Here is a 17,379-nt window from a genome sequence, read left to right as displayed (position 1 = left end):
CAAGATTTTTTATAGATTTTTTTATTATGAATAGCTTTGACTAGGTTTAATTTCTTAAAGAAGTTAAAATAATAAGTATAACTATTTTTTTAGAAAGGAGAACTGTATGGCACACTTACTTGATTATGTCCGCTGGCGTGGAGATTTGTCCTTTGATGTCGAACCTTTTAACAGTCTAGATGCTGCTTTATTTGCAGTCCTATCTTACTTACCTTTTGACAAAACAGTTGCCGGACATACCCTTGGAGAAGCTTCTGAACGTCTATACCATAAACGCACCAAGCCTTACCAATTAAGTTCAACAGAAAAACTAGAACTTCAATTAATGCCTATCAGTGACCGGTATAAAAATATTGAATTTGTTGATTGGTCAAAAAAAATCCAAAAACATCCTGCAATTCAATTTACAGCAGCCACTTTTAGAATTGCACCTAAGAAAATTTTAGTAAGTTTTCGTGGAACTGATGGTAGTATGATCGGAATTACGGAAGACATTTATATGAGTTATCAACCTGAAATTACGGGGCAATCTGTTGCTGCAAACTATCTACAAGAAATTGCCCGTCGTTTTCCTAATAGTGAAATTATTACTGTCGGACATTCCAAAGGTGGTAATTTTGCAACTTATGCAATTACTGCCCTTTCACCGCCTGATCAGGATCGAGTTATTAAGGCTTATAGTTTTGATGGACCGGGGTTTATGAAAGAAACATATGATACTCCTAATTTTCAAAATGCTCTTCCAAAAATGATTACCTATGTCCCCGAAGGTTCAATCTTTGGTATGATGCTCGATCATCCTGACCGAACACTGGTAATTAAAAGTAAGGCTAAAATGATGAGTCAACATGATCCCCGCCGCTGGGAAGTTGCACGAGATGGATTTGTAATGGCACCACACTTATCTAATGCTAGTCGTATTATCCGAAATTCATTTATTTCCTGGAATACCCAAATCCCTCGTGAGCAGCGTGAATCTCTCTGGCTTGCTCTTTTTTCAGCAATTGAAAATCAAAATATCACTGAATTTAATCAATTAACAGCTAATAAACTACGCGCTGCTATTCAATTTAGTCATGCTTACTTAACTCTTCCGCCACAGATACGATTAATTGCCAATCAAATTGTTTCTGACATCGCGGCTACAGCACGAGCACATGTAAATATTCCTTTACTAAATCGAGTAGAAACTCTCAAGCCACTTGGTAACGACTCTAGTAAAGGACCAATTGTTTTGGATACGTATGCCGGATCATAGTTACACGTGAAACGCGAAAATTCGCGTTTTTCTTTTTACTAAAAACATATATTTTATCGTAAGCGCTTTACAATAACCATATTTTTGAATATAGTTAACTCATAACTATTAAAAAGGGTGATAAAGAATATGGCAGATAAAAAATATGTTGGTAGTATTGAAGCTGGCGGAACAAAATTTATCGTCGCTGTTCAAGATATCGAAAGTGGCGAAACGATTGTCCAAGACCGAATTTCAACTGAAGATCCTAAAAAGACCCTTAAAGAAAGTGTTTCTTTCTTTAAGAAGAACCCAGTAGATGCTCTAGGAATTGGTACTTTTGGGCCTATTGATATCAATGAAAATTCTAAAACTTTTGGTTACATCCTAGATACTCCTAAGCCTGGTTGGTCTGGCACTAATGTTAAAGGATATTTTGAAAAAGAACTTGGCAGCCCTGTAGTAATGACCACTGACGTGAATGCATCTTGCTATGGTGAGTATATCGCCCGTGGTAAAGATGACTCTAAATCCTACTTTTATGTTACTATCGGCACTGGAGTAGGAGCAGGTATTGTTCAAGCTGGCAAATTTGTTGGTCTGAATAATCACCCTGAAATGGGCCATATGCTCATCAAACGCTACCCTGGTGACAACTATGAAGGAAATTGTCCATTCCATGGTTCTAACTGCGTTGAGGGTATGGCAGCTGGTCCTACTTTAAAAGGTAGAACTGGTATTCCTGGAGAAAAACTTGCTCGCGATAATGAAGTTTTTACCTACGTTGCTTATTATGTAGCTCAAATGCTATACAATGTGTATATGGCTTCTCGTCCTGATGTGATGATAGTCGGTGGCTCTGTTTTAAATGAAAATGATTTAGTTAAAGTGCGCAAGTTCTTTAATGAATTTAATAATAACTATGTTGCAACTCCTGAACTTGATAAACTCATTGTCACTCCAGTAGTTGCTAACAATGGTTCAGCTACCTTGGGTGACTTTGAATTAGCCAAAGATCTTTTATAATACTTTTATTCAAAATAAAACGCCATAGATTGCAATTACGCAATTTATGACGTTTTTGTTTAATCAATTTTATTCTTTATGAACATAATCTAAGTTAGAAAATCTATTGTATGGTTTAGAGAACATCAACTTAACTGTCCCCCGACTACCTGAACGATTTTTTTCAATGATAACTTCTACTTCCCCATTATCGTCTTCTGACGTTACTTCGGTGTTAGCGTCGCCATCTTCACGTTCATCACGATAATAATCATCACGATATAAGAAGGCAACGATGTCCGCATCCTGTTCAATAGAACCAGATTCACGAATATCTGATAAAACTGGCCTCTTATCTTGACGCTGTTCTACTGAACGAGAAAGCTGTGATAAAGCTATGACAGGAATATGTAATTCCTTAGCTAATTTCTTTAATTGACGAGAAATTGCTGAAACTTCTTGCTGTCTACTTTCACTCTTTGGTCCCTCAATTAATTGTAAATAGTCAATTACTATTAAACCAAGATTTCCCGTTTCTTTTGCTAGGCGACGTGCTTTAGCACGAATATCACTCATCTTAATTCCAGGGGTATCATCAATATAAATACCTGTCTTACTAAGGGCACCTGTAGCAGATACTAATTGGTCCCATTCTGATTCTTCCAGTCGTCCAGTTCTTAAGTGCTGGGAGTCAATTAATCCAACAGAAGCTATCATTCTTTGAGCTAATTGGTCTGCGCCCATTTCTAGAGAAAACATAGCCACTGATTTATCAGTATTTCTACCAACATTTTCTGCAATATTTAAAGCAAATGCAGTTTTACCCACACCAGGACGAGCAGCTAAGATAATCAACTCATCATCATGAAATCCAGTAGTCATTTTATCTAATTCTGAAAAACCAGTGGGTAATCCTGTAACTATCGTATCATTACTAGAAGCAATCTGAATCTGTTCAACAGCGTCTTGGAGAACTTCCTTAATATTATGAAAGCTACCAGTCGTATTCTCTTGAGAAACGCTCATAATGGCGCTCTCTGCTTGATCTAAGATATCAGTTATATCATCTGATTCTTGCATTGCAGTCTGAATAATTCCCTGACTAACAGAAATCAGATGTCGTAATAATGATTTTCTTTTAATAATTTGAGCATAATAAGAAACATGAGCAGAAGTAGGGGTAGTTACCGCAAGTTCTGAAACATAGGCTATCCCACCAATATCTTCTAATTGATCACTTTTCTTTAATTCATCTTGAATAGTAATAACATCAATCTGTTCGTTACGTTCATCAAGCCTAAGCATAGCATTGAAAACAATTCGATTAGCTCTATCATAAAAGTCATCTACCCCCAGAGTATCCGACAGATCATTGATTACCGCAGGGTCTAAAAAGACGGCCCCTAGGACCGCCTTTTCTGCTTCGCTATCATGGGGGATCTGTTGAGAAACAACATTATCCATAGTTAATTAATTTTGCTCCGTAATATGGACGCGAATAGTAGATTCAACGCCTTTAAATAATTTAACCTTCACATTAGTATAACCCAAAGCCTTAATTGGCTCAGGTAATTCTAACTTACGTTTATCAACCTTCAAGCCGTATTGTTTTTCTAAGCCTTCGACAATCTTTTTACCAGAAATTGAGCCAAATAAGCGTGAATCTGCACCAGCCTTAGACTTAAAGTTAACAATAGTATTATCTTCTTCAAGTTTTGCTTTAATTTTTTCAGCTTCAGCCTTTTGAGCTTCATAAGCATCTTTTTCTGCTTTTTCTACACGCTTTAAGGTATTTAAGTTAGCTGCAGTTGCTTCCTTAGCGTAACCATTTTTAATTAAGAAATTTTGCGCATAACCAGTTGGCACTTCCTTAACATCACCGCGCTTACCTTTACCTCTCATATCTTTAATAAAAATAACTTTCATAATACTATCTCCTATTCTTCTTTATTTTCTTCTAGGTATTCATCAATAGCCTTTAGTAATTCTGCTCGGGCTTGCTCGACAGTCACTCCTTTAATCTGCGTTGCCGCATTAGACAAGTGACCACCGCCACCTAATTTTTCCATGATAACTTGTACATTAATTTTACCAGTAGATCGAGCAGAAATACCAACAACATCTTTACTTCGCCTAGTGATGGCAAAACTGGCTTCTACATGCTCTAATGAAAGAGCAGTATCCGCAGCCTGGGCAGTAACAACTGGATCATAAATTTGATCATCTTCCCCAGCTAAGACTGCAATATGAGGCTTAACCATTTGAATTGTAGAGACTAAATGGCTTCGACGCAAGAAATTATCAATATTTTCCTTCAATAATTCAGTAACTACCTGAGTATCAGCACCAATTGAACGTAAATAACTTGCTGCATCAAAAGTTCTTGTTCCAGTTCTGAGTGAAAATTCTTTTGAATCCACAGTAATACCAGCTAACATTGCAGAAGCTTCTAAGTTATTTAAAACACCTTCACCACCCTGTGGTTGATATTCAATCATTTCTGTCACTAATTCACAAGTTGAAGATGCATATGGTTCAATATAAACCAACATCGGATTTTCTGGAAATTCTTCGCCACGTCTGTGGTGGTCGATAATAATCAAGTGGTTCTTCAGTCGGTCATAAAGAGCGGGATCATAAGTAATGGAATACTTAGAGTGATCAGTTAAAACTAATACCGAATTATCAGTTGCCTCTTTTAAAGCATCCTCAGGTGAAATAAACATATCTTTGTCTAAACCTGCAGCTTCCATTCGAGAAATTAGCCGTCCCACATCATAGTTTACATTCTTAGTATCCAAAACTACATTAGCTTTTACTCCATGCACTTTAGCAATCTTGACAATCCCAATAGCTGATCCAATAGCGTCTAAATCAGGGTTCTTGTGGCCTTGAACAAATACTCGGTCAACACCCTTAAATAATTCTTCAAGCGCCTGAGAAACCATTCTTGCACGTACACGGGTGCGTTTCTCCATTGGATTAGACTTTCCACCATAAAAGCGAGCGTTTTTACCAGGTTGTTTGACTACAACTTGATCTCCACCACGACCCAGAGCAAGATCTAAATTAGATTGAGCTTGGTCTGCTATTTCATTTAAACTCTCCGATCCAAAAGCTATACCAATCGAAAGTGTTAATGGAGTATTTTTGCGACTAGATTCTTTTCTAACTTTATCCAAAATAGAAAATTTATTTTTTTCCATTTCTACTAAGTCTTGCATATGCATCAAAATAATAAAGTGATCCTCGTCTATTCTCTTCAAATAAGAATTAAATTTGACGGCATAATCATTTAAAGAGTTCTGAACATAGCTACTCATAGATGTTAAATTTTGATCACTCATAGACTGACTAAGTTCATCATAATTATCTATAAAAATTAAACCAATTGCTAAACGTTGCTGTCGATACTTTTCTTCAATGTTAGCGTAACGTGTAATATCTAAAAGATAAACTACTCCTAAATTATTTTGAACTACCATCTGGAACTTATGATTTCCCCAGCTAACAATTCGATCTTTATTACCCTTAGACTTAATCGCCTCTTCAATTAATTGATAAAGTTCCGGATCAACAGTCTTAATAGACGAGCCAATCACGTCTTTATCTTTTAAGTACAATTGCAAATATGGATTTACCCATTGAATGTGTTGATCTTTATCATATAACAAAATCCCCAATGGCATTTTTATCATGGCTTCTTGCTCACCACGTTTTATGCGATAGGACAAATTTGCGGCATAATTATTAGCATTTCCTGCTAGCACATATATTCCATAAGCACAAAATGCAACAGTTAGAATAAATAATAAGATCATTGCTAATCCATACAAAGGACTAATTAAAAATCCTACAATTGTGCCAATTAAGGATAATGCTAAAATAATTATTATTGAAGCTGTTAAGCGCGAGTCCTTAATAAATGCAGGTAATTCTAATTTACTAAAAAAATCTTTCATAAAGATTCCCTTCTTAAAGCATTAACATACATAGCATTTCCTCTATTATACCTCATGTAACTACTAAAAACGTCCTTGCTAAACCAGCAAGAACGCGTTTTTTCATAACATATTATGCTTTTTAAAGTACCATAATAAGGCTGCCATCACAATGATTGTCCCAATACTTATAAATACCCAGTCCAATGGATTGTGTAAAACAGGTAAGTCAACATTCATCCCAAAAAAACCTGTTGCAATAGTTGGCACAGTTAGAAGAAGTGACCACACTGTTAAAAATTGCATAGTATTGTTCAAATTATTATTCAAAATATTATTTGATGTTTTAGAAATTTCTTCCGTAACTTCATTATAGATTTTTACCATTTGTGAAGATTGCTGAACTTCGATAATAATGTCATCACACATTTCTTCTTCAGATTTATTCATATGCAAGCCTGATTTATGGTTTTTTAGACTTTCTAACATCATTAAGTTAGTTCGAATTGAACTTGAGAGATATACTAAACTTTTTTCCACTTGAGCCAATTCTTGCAAATCACGATTTTTAATCGTACCACTCAAGTGTCGATCCAAAATTACTCTCTGACTATTCAATTGGTTTAAAGCTCTTTGAAAATATCTAGTCACAGAAATTAAAATAGCAAAAATTAATTCCTTTTCACTGTGAATATCTTCATCCGCTTTTTGCCTAAATTCTTCAATCATATAAGTTGTATCCGGTGTATGAACTGTAAACAAAGTATTATCAACCATTAAGAACTTAATTGGTAAAGTCGTAAAATGATCTGCATCTGAAGTAGGCCAAATTGGAACATCATAAACAAGTAAATCACTATTGGTAATATAATCGTGGTCAAAGTGAGGCCGCTCATGTAAGTCCGTGATATATTGGATAATTTCTGTTGTTAATTGAAATTTTGTTTGTAATAACTTAATATCTTGCTCGTCCAAATTATAAATGTCATACCACTTATAATCAAAATCGTATTGGCCAGGCAAAGTTTGTTTAATAATCATTAGCCTACCTCCTTTGTTCTTTTTATCATACCTCAAAAGGATAACAAAAAAGAGTACCTAACGGTACCCTTTTTAGTATTTTGATTTGTTTTAGTCTTCTGCTACGAATGGTAACAAGCCCATAACACGAGCTCTCTTGATAGCAACAGTCAACTTACGTTGATTCTTTGCGCTAGTGCCAGTGACACGACGTGGTAAAATCTTACCTCTTTCAGAGATAAAACGTTTCAACAAATCAACATCCTTGTAGTCGATGTAATCGATGTGGTTAGCTGCAATGTAGTCAACCTTACGACGACGACGGCCACCTCTTCTTTGTTGAGCCATATCAAAGATCCTTTCTAGTTAAGTTTAAAATGGAAGATCGTTATCAGAAATCTCGAGAGTACTACCGGAATCTTTAAATGGGTCTTCTTGTGTAACAGGCGTAGTATTAGGAGTATCATTCATGCTTGGAGCACTTGAACCACTAAAATTATTGGTATTTGGTACATTACTTCCTTGCGGTGGAGCAAAATTACTACCACTATTATTTGATTGAGTATTGTTCCGACGAGAGTCTAAGAATGAAAAGTCACTAACAACTACTTCAGTAACATATACTCTCTTACCATCTTTATCATCATAAGTTCTTGTTTGAAGACGACCTTCAATACCAACCAAAGATCCTTTAGAAGTATAGTTTGAAAATACCTCTGCGCCTTTACGCCAAATGACACAATTAATAAAATCAGCTTCTCTTTCACCTTGTCGATTAGAATAATTTCTATCCACAGCTAAAGTAAAAGACGCTACCGAGATCCCACTTCCAGTAGTGCGTAAATCAGGATCACGTGTTAAACGGCCAACAAGTACAACATTATTAATCATACTATTGTCCCCTTCCTAATTCACGAAATTAATTAATTATTTGTCTAACTTTACAGTCATTGAACGTAAAATCTTGCTATCGATACGAGAAAGACGACCAAATTCATTAACTGCATCTGCGTTTTCTGCATCAAAAGTCATGATGTGGTAAGTACCTTCACGGTATTTATCCATTTCGTAAGCGAAACGTCTCTTACCCCAATCTTTAGATTCAAGGTCTTGAGCACCGTTATCGGTAACAACCTTATCAAAACGTTCAATCAATGCCTTTTTTGATTCTTCATCAACATCAGGCTTGATGATGTAAGTAACTTCGTACTTAGTTTTTGCCATTATAAATGCACCTCCTCTTGGACAAATGGTTCTTGCTACAATCAAGAACAAGGAGTAATTATATTACTCACAGTCTCCGATTGTAACACAGAAATCAAAAAATTACCAAACATTTTCACGTGATCCTATGAGTAATTTCCTCAAAATTATTTACGCAAAATATTTGGTAATTTTTTATTTATTATTCTTCAGAATTATTTTCATTCAAATCTTCAGAATCATCTTCTGCAGCTACAGCTGTTACACTAGCTACTTCAGAACCATTATCAACACGAATTAAACGCACACCCATTGTACTACGTCCAGTTTGAGATACATCAGAAAGTTGGAACCGAATCATTACACCTGCACTAGTAATCACCATGATATCCTCAGAACCATCCACTACTGTTACACCAGCTAATGGACCATTCTTTTCAGTGATATTAGCAGTTTTAATACCTTTACCACCACGTCCTTTAACAGGATATTCACTCGCAGCAGTTCGCTTACCGTAGCCCTTTTCTGAAATAGTAAGTACTTCTGAGTCTGGGTCTAAAACATCTGAACCAACTACATAATCATTTTCACGTAAGTTAATTCCGCGAACCCCTGCAGCAGTACGACCCATTGGACGGACGTCACCTTCATTAAAGGTTACAGCATACCCTAAATGTGTACCGATCAAAATATTTTGGTTACCATTAGTAGTCAATACGTTATTTAATTCATCACCATCTCGTAAAGTTAAAGCAATTAGTCCACTACGTCTAATATTGCTAAATTCGCTAACTCTAGTACGTTTTACAGTCCCTAGCTTAGTAACGAAAAAGAGATAGTTATCATTAGCATCTTCTGCAACATTAATGACGGCTTGAATCTTTTCACCCTTCTCTAATTGCAAAAGATTTACTATCGGTAGACCCTTGGCATTTCGACCAAATTCTGGAATCTCATAAGCTTTTTTAGAATAAACTTTACCCTTGTTAGTAAAGAACAGAAGATAATCATGAGTACTTGAGAAAATTAAATGGTTAATAAAGTCATCATCCTGAATACCCATGCCTTTGATACCTCGACCACCACGATTTTGAACCTTAAATTCACTTGCTGGCATACGTTTAATATAGCCATTGTGTGTTAAGGTCAGAAGTACATCTTGTCTTTCAATTAAATCTTCATCTTCAATTGAAATAACTTCACCAGCCGCAATTTCTGTTCTACGCTTGTCACCAAAACGTTTTTGAATATCTAGTAATTCATTGTAAATGATTTCATCAATTCGTTCTTGCTTAACCAAGATATCCTGATAGTCAGCAATTTTATTTTGTAAATCTTGATACTCACCTTCAATTTTATCGCGTTCTAATCCAGTCAACCGAACTAAACGCATATCTAAAATTGCTTGAGATTGACGATCATCAAGTCCGAAGTTTTGAATTAATTGAGCTTTAGCAGTTTCACTAGTTTTAGAACCACGAATAATTTTAATAATTTGATCAATATGATCAAGTGCGATTCTTAAACCTTCTAAAATATGTGCTCTAGCTTGAGCTTTCTTCAGGTCAAATTGGGTTCTTCGACGAATAACATCTTCTTGATGCTCTAAATAATATTCTAACATCTGTTTTAGAGTCAAAAAGTGGGGTGCACCATTTACAATGGCAACCATATTCATACCGAAGTTAGCTTGCATTTGCGTTTCTTTAAACAAATTATTTAAAACTACACTCGCACTAGCATCCCTACGAATATCAATTGTAATTCTCATACCGCTTTGATCAGATTCATCACGAATACCAGTAATTCCGTCAATAATTTTATTACGCGCTAAATCAGCTATTTTTTTAACTAATTCAGCCTTATTAACCATATACGGAACTTCGGTAACAACAATACGTTCGCGACCATTCTTTTCAGTTTCAATATTAGTTTTAGCCCGGACAACGATATTACCTTTACCACTCTCGTAAGCATGATAAATACCACTACGGCCCATTACAATTCCACCAGTTGGAAAATCTGGTCCTGGTATAACTTTCATCAGATCTTTATTAGTTACATCAGGATTTTTCATTAACATGTGGATTCCACTCACTACCTCTGACAAGTTATGAGGGGGGATATTAGTAGTCATACCAACAGCAATACCATTAGCACCATTAACTAATAGATTAGGAATACGAGCAGGTAACACTACAGGTTCGTTTTCACTATCATCGTAGTTACGTTGCCAATCCACCGTTTCTTTATTTATATCTCGCAGCATCTCAAGAGCAATGCGGCTCATTCTTGCCTCAGTGTAACGCATTGCAGCTGGCTCATCACCATCGATAGACCCAAAGTTACCGTGTCCATCAACTAACATATAACGATAACTAAAGTCTTGCGCCATATGGGCCATCGCTAAATAGATGGAAGAGTCTCCATGAGGGTGGAATTTACCCATAACTTCTCCCACAATTCTGGCACTCTTCTTGTATTGCTTATCTGGAGTAACACCTAGTTCACTCATTCCATAAAGAATACGGCGTTGAACAGGCTTCAACCCATCCCTTACATCAGGAAGCGCACGTGCAACGATAACTGACATTGCATAATCCAAAAATGAACTACGCATAGTTTGCGTCAAATCGACATTTCTTATTCTATGGTCTTGTGTTTCGTTATCCATCTAAACCTCCTAAGCATCCAAGTTTTCAACATATTTAGCATTTTGCTCAATAAATTCACGTCTTGGCCCAACTTCGTTACCCATTAACAAGTTAAATACCTTATCTGCATCTGCGGCAACTTCAGGACTTACTCGATCCAAGCGACGATTTTCAGGATTCATAGTAGTTTCCCATAACTGTTCTGGGTCCATTTCACCTAGTCCTTTGTAACGTTGAACTATTGGCTTAGGACTTGGTTGCAAAGTCCCTAGATATTCACGTAATTCTTCATCAGTATCTAAATATTTTTCTACCTTACCTTGGCGAACTTGATACAGAGGTGGACGCGCAATATAAACATATCCCTTTTCAATCATTGGACGCATATAGTTATAAAAGAGAGTTAATAATAAAGTTCTAATATGGGCGCCATCTACATCCGCATCTGTCATAATAATTAATTTGTGATAACGAGCTTTAGAAACATCAAAGTCTGCTCCAAAACCTGTACCTAAAGCTGTAAATAAAGAACGAATTTCTTGATTAGCCAAGATGCGGTCCATTGAAGCTTTCTCAACATTCAAGATTTTTCCTCGAATGGGTAGAATAGCCTGAGTTAATCTTGAACGACCCTGCTTAGCTGACCCACCGGCAGAATTACCTTCGACAATAAATAACTCAGAAATACTTGGATCATTACTAGTATTATCGGCTAGTTTCCCAGGTAAATTAGCAATTTCTAAACCCGATTTTTTACGAGTAACTTCACGTGCACGTTTAGCAGCTACACGAGCGCGCGCAGCTAGTTGCCCTTTTTCCACAATTTTGCGACCTACTTGTGGATTTTCCATTAAAAACTTACTAAATGCTTCAGAAAATGCTTTATCAACAGCTGCTCTAGCATCAGAATTTCCTAATTTAGTTTTAGTTTGGCCTTCGAATTGAGGAGCTGGGTGCTTAATAGATACGACAGCAGTCATTCCTTCACGAATATCTTCACCAGAAAGATTATCATCTTTATCTTTGAAAATCTTTGCTTTTCTAGCATAATCATTTACCACGCGAGTCAAAGCAGTCTTAAATCCAGCTTCATGCATCCCACCTTCATAGGTGTGGATATTGTTAGCAAAAGTCATCAACGTAGTTTTGTAACCCTTAGTATATTGCAAAGAAACTTCCACATTGATTCCATCATAGTCTCCATCAACATAAACTGGATCATCGAATAAAACTTCACTATCACGGTCAAGGTAAGACACGTATTCCTTAATCCCACCTTCAAAGTGATATACATCAGTTTCTGCAGATTCCTTACGTTTATCAGTAAATGTTAATTTTAAACCCTTATTTAAAAATGCAAGTTCACGAATACGATTTTTTAAGATTTTGTCATCAAAAGTTGTAGTTTCAGTAAAAATATCGGGATCTGGATAAAAGTGAACAATCGTCCCATGCTGACCTAGGTCTACACTGCCTACTTCCTTCATGTCCTGCACAACTCGACCATGGTCAAAGGCAATAGTGTATTTTTTACCATCACGCATAACAGTAACATCAAGCTTTGTAGACAAAGCATTAACAACTGACGCACCGACACCATGCAACCCACCAGAAACTTTATATCCGCCACCGCCAAACTTACCACCAGCATGCAATACGGTAAATACTGTTTCTAAAGCTGGACGACCTGTCTTTTTCTGAATATCCACAGGAATTCCACGACCATCATCTTGAACAGTAACGCTGCCATCTTCATTAACTGTGATCTCAATTTGAGTAGCAAAACCAGCTAAGCGTTCATCGATACTATTATCAATGATTTCCCACACTAAATGATGTAAACCTTGAGCACTTGTAGACCCAATATACATCCCAGGTCTCTTTCGAACTGCTTCTAAGCCGCCTAAAACTTGAATTTGACTCGCATCATATGAATCAGCACGTTTTTCAAAATCCTGGGCTTGCTTTTCTTCGCTTTTACTTGTGTTTTCAGCCATCTAACTCTCCTCTTTAACAATATTTCCAGATTCAAGATAAAAAATCCTAGGTGATTTAATCTTTTCCCAGGAAATACCTTCTAAATCTGTTGTGGTAATAAAAGTTTGTGTCTTACCGTGAATATAACTTAATAAACTAGTCTGACGCTCATGATCAAGTTCGCTCATTACATCATCAAGTAACAAAATTGGATATTCATTAGTCAACTTGTGAACGAGCTGAATTTCAGCTAATTTCAAACTTAAAGCAATCGTACGCTGCTGACCTTGCGAAGCAAATTCGCGAGCATTTTTGCCGTTAATCGTAAAAATAAGATCATCCCGATGTGGACCAGACAAAGTTAAACCTGTTCTTATCTCAGCAAGTTTATTTTTTTGAAAATTGACCAATACTTGTTGATAAATGCTTTCCACACTGTCATCAGAATTTATACCATGAATTGACGGACGATACTCTATTTGGAGTTTTTCTTGATTATTACTGATATGATTATGGGCGACTTGTGCATAAGTATTTAAAAAACTTACATACTTAAATCGTCGCGCAATTATTTCCGCGGAAATACCTGCTAATTGTTCTGACAAAACATCTAAAAATACTTGATCACTAGCTTTTTTAGCAGCTAATTGTTTAAGATAATTATTTTTTTGGTGCAAAACTTGTTGATATTGACTCGAAAAATACAAATATTCTGGATTAATCTGACTAAACTCCAAATTCATAAATTTTCGCCTAATCCCAGGCCCACCTTTTACCAGAGATAAATCTTCCGGTGAAAATAAAATGGCATTCATCTGCCCGACATAGCGAGACAATTTCTTTTGTTGCAAACGATTAACCCAGGCTAATTTTCCTTTCGAAGTAAGTCGCAACTTAAGTTCAACTTCTACCTGGCTTTTATGGACTAATCCTTGTAAACTTGCATTTTTTGCTTCAAAATTAATTAATTCTCGATCACTACTAGTGCGGTGTGAACGGGTTAACCCTAAAAAATAAATTGCCTCTAACAGATTAGTTTTTCCCTGAGCATTTGCACCGATAAAAACATTTACATAGGGATCAAAATCAACTTTTAATTCAGAAAAATTTCTAAAATCCTTCAGCGCTAAATTATCCAGGTACATTACCTACTCCGCACTAAACTCGTACGCTTGTCCGTTTATCAACAACTTATCCCCAGGGTGGATTTTTTTACCACGTCTGTCCTCAGTTTTACCATTCAATGTCACAGGGTTATCTTTCAGATACCATTTAGCCTGTCCCCCAGAAGAAATAATACTTTCTTCCTTAAGAAATTGAGCTAAAGTAATGTATCCTCCCTTAATTGTGAAATTCTTGATAATCATCACCCCATTTTCTTTTATACTATACAATTATAACTTTTTTTCTTGTGAAAAACAATTTGAGGGGTGCCTAACCTAATTTTCTATCAGTTAATATACCTGTACCAAGTGAACTAAAAAAAGCTTACACACCCAAAAAATGGCTTTAAACAAAAGAAACAAAAAAAGAACCACCTTTAGTGGTTCCAAAATTAATTAATAAGTTCTAACTGGTGTAATCAACTGAGTAAAGTTTACGTCATCTCGACCCGGAATAACTGTGAATGGACGGAGTGGCTGAGTAAAATTCATCACTACGGAGTCTGTAATGGATGCCCGTAAAGCATCGCGTAGGTAATCCGGATTAAAAGAAATTTCAAGATTATTGCCTTGTAAACCTTTAAAAGCTACTTCTTCTTCTACATTTCCAATCTCTGGTGAATCACCCTCAAGTTTTACTACTTGATTGTCCACATCTAGAGTCATTTTTACAACATTATTTCTACTTTCGTGTGTAAGTAAACTTGCACGTTCCAGTGAGCGAGCTAAAGTAGATAAATCAAATTCTACATTCGTCATTGATTCAGTTGGAATCAAACGATCGGTATCTGGATAAGAACCTTCTAATAAACGCGTATAGAACGCTAAATTTCCCACATTAAATAATACTTGATTATCTCCAGGGGTAACCGTCAACTTAGGATCAGTTTCTCCGATAATTCTAGCTAGTTCCACAAGACTAGTACCAGGAATGATTAAATTAGCATCCACTTGTGGACCATTTGATAAATTGATTTCTCTTTGTGACAGACGATGACTATCAGTAGCCACTGCTTTTATCGCATTATTTCTAAAAACAAAATTTACACCATTTAAAGTCGGACGACTTTCTTGGGCTGCTACAGCAAATACAGTTTCATTAATAATATTTCTAAAAGTTTTTCCAGAAACTTCAAATGAAGAGCTTGTGGATATTTCTGGAAGACGTGGATAATTGTTAGCATCTAACCCATTGATCATAAATTCTGTATTTTCTGAAGTAATCTTAGTTTGAAAACTTTCTTTTACTTCAAAAGAAAATTCTTTACCTGGTAGTTTTTTAATAATCTCGCTAAAGAAACGAGCTGGTAAAACTATTGCACCTGTGGATTGAATGTGTAAATCATCATTAACAGGGATTTCAATTTGAATTGAGATGTTTGTATCACTACCAGTTAAGGTTAGTTCTTTATTACTTAGACTAAGTTTTATACCACTGAGAATAGGAATACTAGCACGTGAAGAAATTGCACGCATAACATTATTCAAGTTTTCTAAAAACAAGTTTCTGTTAATTGTAAACTGCATCGTTTACCTCCTGTGTATATATACTGTTTATTATTAATTATATATTTAATTAGTTAGAAGTAGTAGTAGGGGCGGTGGATTATGTGGAAAAGTGGGATAAAACCCTGGTTTTAAAGGAAACTACCTGTAAATAACTTGTGGGTAAATCCCTTAAGTTGTCCACAAGTTATCAACTGCTAATGTTGGAGCATTGATTTTAAATCATAGACCGCATTCTTTATTTCTGTATCGGTTTTGATTGCATGTTCAATTTTTTCATTAGCATGCATGACGGTTGTGTGATCTTTTCCACCAAATTCTTGTCCAATTTTTGGCAAACTGGAATCTGTAAGTTCTCTTGATAAATACATTGCAATTTGCCGGGGTACTACAATATGTTTTACGCGTTTTTTGCCTTTTAGTTCCTCGGTAGTTATTTGAAAATAATTAGCGACTACTTCTTGAATTTTAGAAATTTGAATACCTCTGTCTTTCTGAACTAACTTAAGATCAGTTAAAGCTGACTGAGCAAGTTCCATATTCATATCAGTTTTTTCAATAGTAGCATGAGCTTGTACCTTTACTAATGCTCCTTCCAGTTCACGAATATTGGTTTCAATTTGAGACGCGATGTAATTCAAAGTATCGTTGTCGATATTAAGTCCCTCAGATTCAGCTTTTTTACGTAAAATTGCTATTCTAGTTTCTAAATCTGGTGGAGTAATTTCAACTTGTAATCCCCAGGCAAATCTTGAAACTAATCTTTCAGAAAGAGCTGGAATTTCATTAGGCAAACGATCACTAGTCATTACGATTTGCTTTTGATCGTTATAGAGGGTTTCAAAAGTGTGGAAAAATTCCTCTTGAATTCCCTCTTTTTTAGCAAAAAATTGAATATCATCAACTAATAATAAATCACAAGTACGATATTTTTCTCTAAAAGCAGCCTGGGTTTTATTTTTTATAGAGTTGATAAAGTCATTTACAAATGTCTCACTTTGGATATAAAGGACTTTTGCATCGGGGTTATCATCTAACATTTTGTGGCCTATGGCCTGCATTAAATGAGTTTTTCCTAGTCCCACACCACCAAAGATAAATAATGGATTGTAAAAACTACCAGGTTTATCTGCTACAGCTAATGCTGCACCAGCAGCCAATTTGTTTCCTTCGCCTTGAACGAATGTATCAAATGTGTACTTGTTATTAAGTGGTAAACCTTCTGTGAAAGCATTAGGATGATGTTGCTCGCGTAATCGTTCTTGACTAACACTAGGTGTTAAAAAGTGTTCATTATTTGTCTTATTAGCAAGCTGAAACTTAGGAGAAATCTCAATATCTGCATAGGCATATGCTTCTTGTATTAATTGAGATGCTAAGTTTTTTTCCCAATATCCTTTGGATACAGGTGATTCTACTGCTATCAGCATTTCGTTATTGGCTTTATTGAAAGAAATTGGCTTAGTGTTTTTAAACCAGGCATTGTAGGCAACTTCACTATAACGACGTTTCATTTCTTCGTTAAAGAATTGCCAGAATTTTTCTAAGTCAAACACAAAGTTATCCTCCAAATAGATAAAAATTTTAAATATTTTTTCTAAGTTATTTTAGCATTATATGAGTAAGTTTTCCACAAGTGCAAAAGTATAATTAACAAATTAACAGGCATGTGA

General features: G+C 35.7%; 15 protein-coding genes. 2 read left to right on the top strand and 13 right to left on the bottom strand.

The window, feature by feature from the left end; genetic code table 11:
* Window positions 1-106 precede the first annotated feature (106 nt).
* Window positions 107-1,258, top strand: a complete 1,152-nt coding sequence (locus HDR40_RS02845) for an Mbeg1-like protein (protein WP_290626321.1) — start codon at window positions 107-109, stop codon at window positions 1,256-1,258.
* Window positions 1,259-1,387: 129 nt separating this feature from the next.
* A complete protein-coding gene (locus tag HDR40_RS02840) occupies window positions 1,388-2,263 on the top strand; it encodes an ROK family protein (RefSeq protein ID WP_290626319.1) in 876 nt (291 codons plus the stop codon).
* 69 nt (window positions 2,264-2,332) lie between these two features.
* Here the strand turns inward: HDR40_RS02840 and dnaB are convergent, their stop codons facing one another.
* The 13 genes from dnaB to dnaA all read right to left on the bottom strand — a co-directional run bounded on the left by dnaB (window position 2,333) and on the right by dnaA (window position 17,262).
* Window positions 2,333-3,706 carry a replicative DNA helicase gene (gene dnaB, locus HDR40_RS02835; protein WP_290626316.1) on the bottom strand — a complete coding sequence of 458 codons (1,374 nt, stop codon included), beginning with the start codon at window positions 3,704-3,706 and terminating at the stop codon, window positions 2,333-2,335.
* A 6-nt stretch (window positions 3,707-3,712) separates the two neighbouring features.
* Entirely contained in the window at window positions 3,713-4,168 is a 456-nt protein-coding gene (gene rplI, locus HDR40_RS02830) for a 50S ribosomal protein L9 (protein WP_290626315.1), read from the bottom strand.
* An 11-nt stretch (window positions 4,169-4,179) separates the two neighbouring features.
* Complete coding sequence (locus HDR40_RS02825; RefSeq protein WP_290626314.1) at window positions 4,180-6,204, bottom strand: DHH family phosphoesterase; 2,025 nt, start codon at window positions 6,202-6,204, stop codon at window positions 4,180-4,182.
* A 102-nt stretch (window positions 6,205-6,306) separates the two neighbouring features.
* The gene (locus HDR40_RS02820) at window positions 6,307-7,224 is read right to left on the bottom strand and encodes a magnesium transporter CorA family protein (protein ID WP_290626313.1); all 918 of its coding nucleotides are present in this window, start codon (window positions 7,222-7,224) and stop codon (window positions 6,307-6,309) included.
* Window positions 7,225-7,314: 90 nt separating this feature from the next.
* Complete coding sequence (rpsR, locus tag HDR40_RS02815) at window positions 7,315-7,551, bottom strand: 30S ribosomal protein S18 (RefSeq protein ID WP_008471430.1); 237 nt, start codon at window positions 7,549-7,551, stop codon at window positions 7,315-7,317.
* Between the two features lie 24 nt (window positions 7,552-7,575).
* Window positions 7,576-8,094, bottom strand: a complete 519-nt coding sequence (ssb, locus tag HDR40_RS02810; protein ID WP_290626311.1) for a single-stranded DNA-binding protein — start codon at window positions 8,092-8,094, stop codon at window positions 7,576-7,578.
* Window positions 8,095-8,130: 36 nt separating this feature from the next.
* Entirely contained in the window at window positions 8,131-8,427 is a 297-nt protein-coding gene (gene rpsF / locus HDR40_RS02805) for a 30S ribosomal protein S6 (RefSeq protein ID WP_290626308.1), read from the bottom strand.
* Window positions 8,428-8,608: 181 nt separating this feature from the next.
* Window positions 8,609-11,080 carry a DNA gyrase subunit A gene (gyrA, locus tag HDR40_RS02800; RefSeq protein ID WP_290626306.1) on the bottom strand — a complete coding sequence of 824 codons (2,472 nt, stop codon included), beginning with the start codon at window positions 11,078-11,080 and terminating at the stop codon, window positions 8,609-8,611.
* Between the two features lie 9 nt (window positions 11,081-11,089).
* Window positions 11,090-13,057: a DNA topoisomerase (ATP-hydrolyzing) subunit B gene (gyrB, locus tag HDR40_RS02795; RefSeq protein ID WP_290626304.1), complete on the bottom strand. Its 1,968-nt coding sequence runs from the start codon at window positions 13,055-13,057 to the stop codon at window positions 11,090-11,092.
* Window positions 13,058-14,182: a DNA replication/repair protein RecF gene (gene recF / locus HDR40_RS02790; RefSeq protein ID WP_290626302.1), complete on the bottom strand. Its 1,125-nt coding sequence runs from the start codon at window positions 14,180-14,182 to the stop codon at window positions 13,058-13,060.
* Window positions 14,183-14,185: 3 nt separating this feature from the next.
* Window positions 14,186-14,404: a S4 domain-containing protein YaaA gene (gene yaaA / locus HDR40_RS02785; protein ID WP_290626348.1), complete on the bottom strand. Its 219-nt coding sequence runs from the start codon at window positions 14,402-14,404 to the stop codon at window positions 14,186-14,188.
* A gap of 192 nt (window positions 14,405-14,596) precedes the next feature.
* Window positions 14,597-15,727 (bottom strand): DNA polymerase III subunit beta, encoded by a 1,131-nt coding sequence (gene dnaN, locus HDR40_RS02780; RefSeq protein WP_290626300.1) that lies wholly within the window; start codon window positions 15,725-15,727, stop codon window positions 14,597-14,599.
* A gap of 176 nt (window positions 15,728-15,903) precedes the next feature.
* Window positions 15,904-17,262, bottom strand: a complete 1,359-nt coding sequence (gene dnaA / locus HDR40_RS02775) for a chromosomal replication initiator protein DnaA (RefSeq protein ID WP_290626298.1) — start codon at window positions 17,260-17,262, stop codon at window positions 15,904-15,906.
* Between the last annotated feature and the right edge of the window lie 117 nt (window positions 17,263-17,379).

This window comes from Lactobacillus sp., from assembly GCF_014803895.1.
The sequence above is the reverse complement of the archived record's forward strand: the minus strand, read 5'-3'. Positions and strand labels throughout refer to the sequence as shown.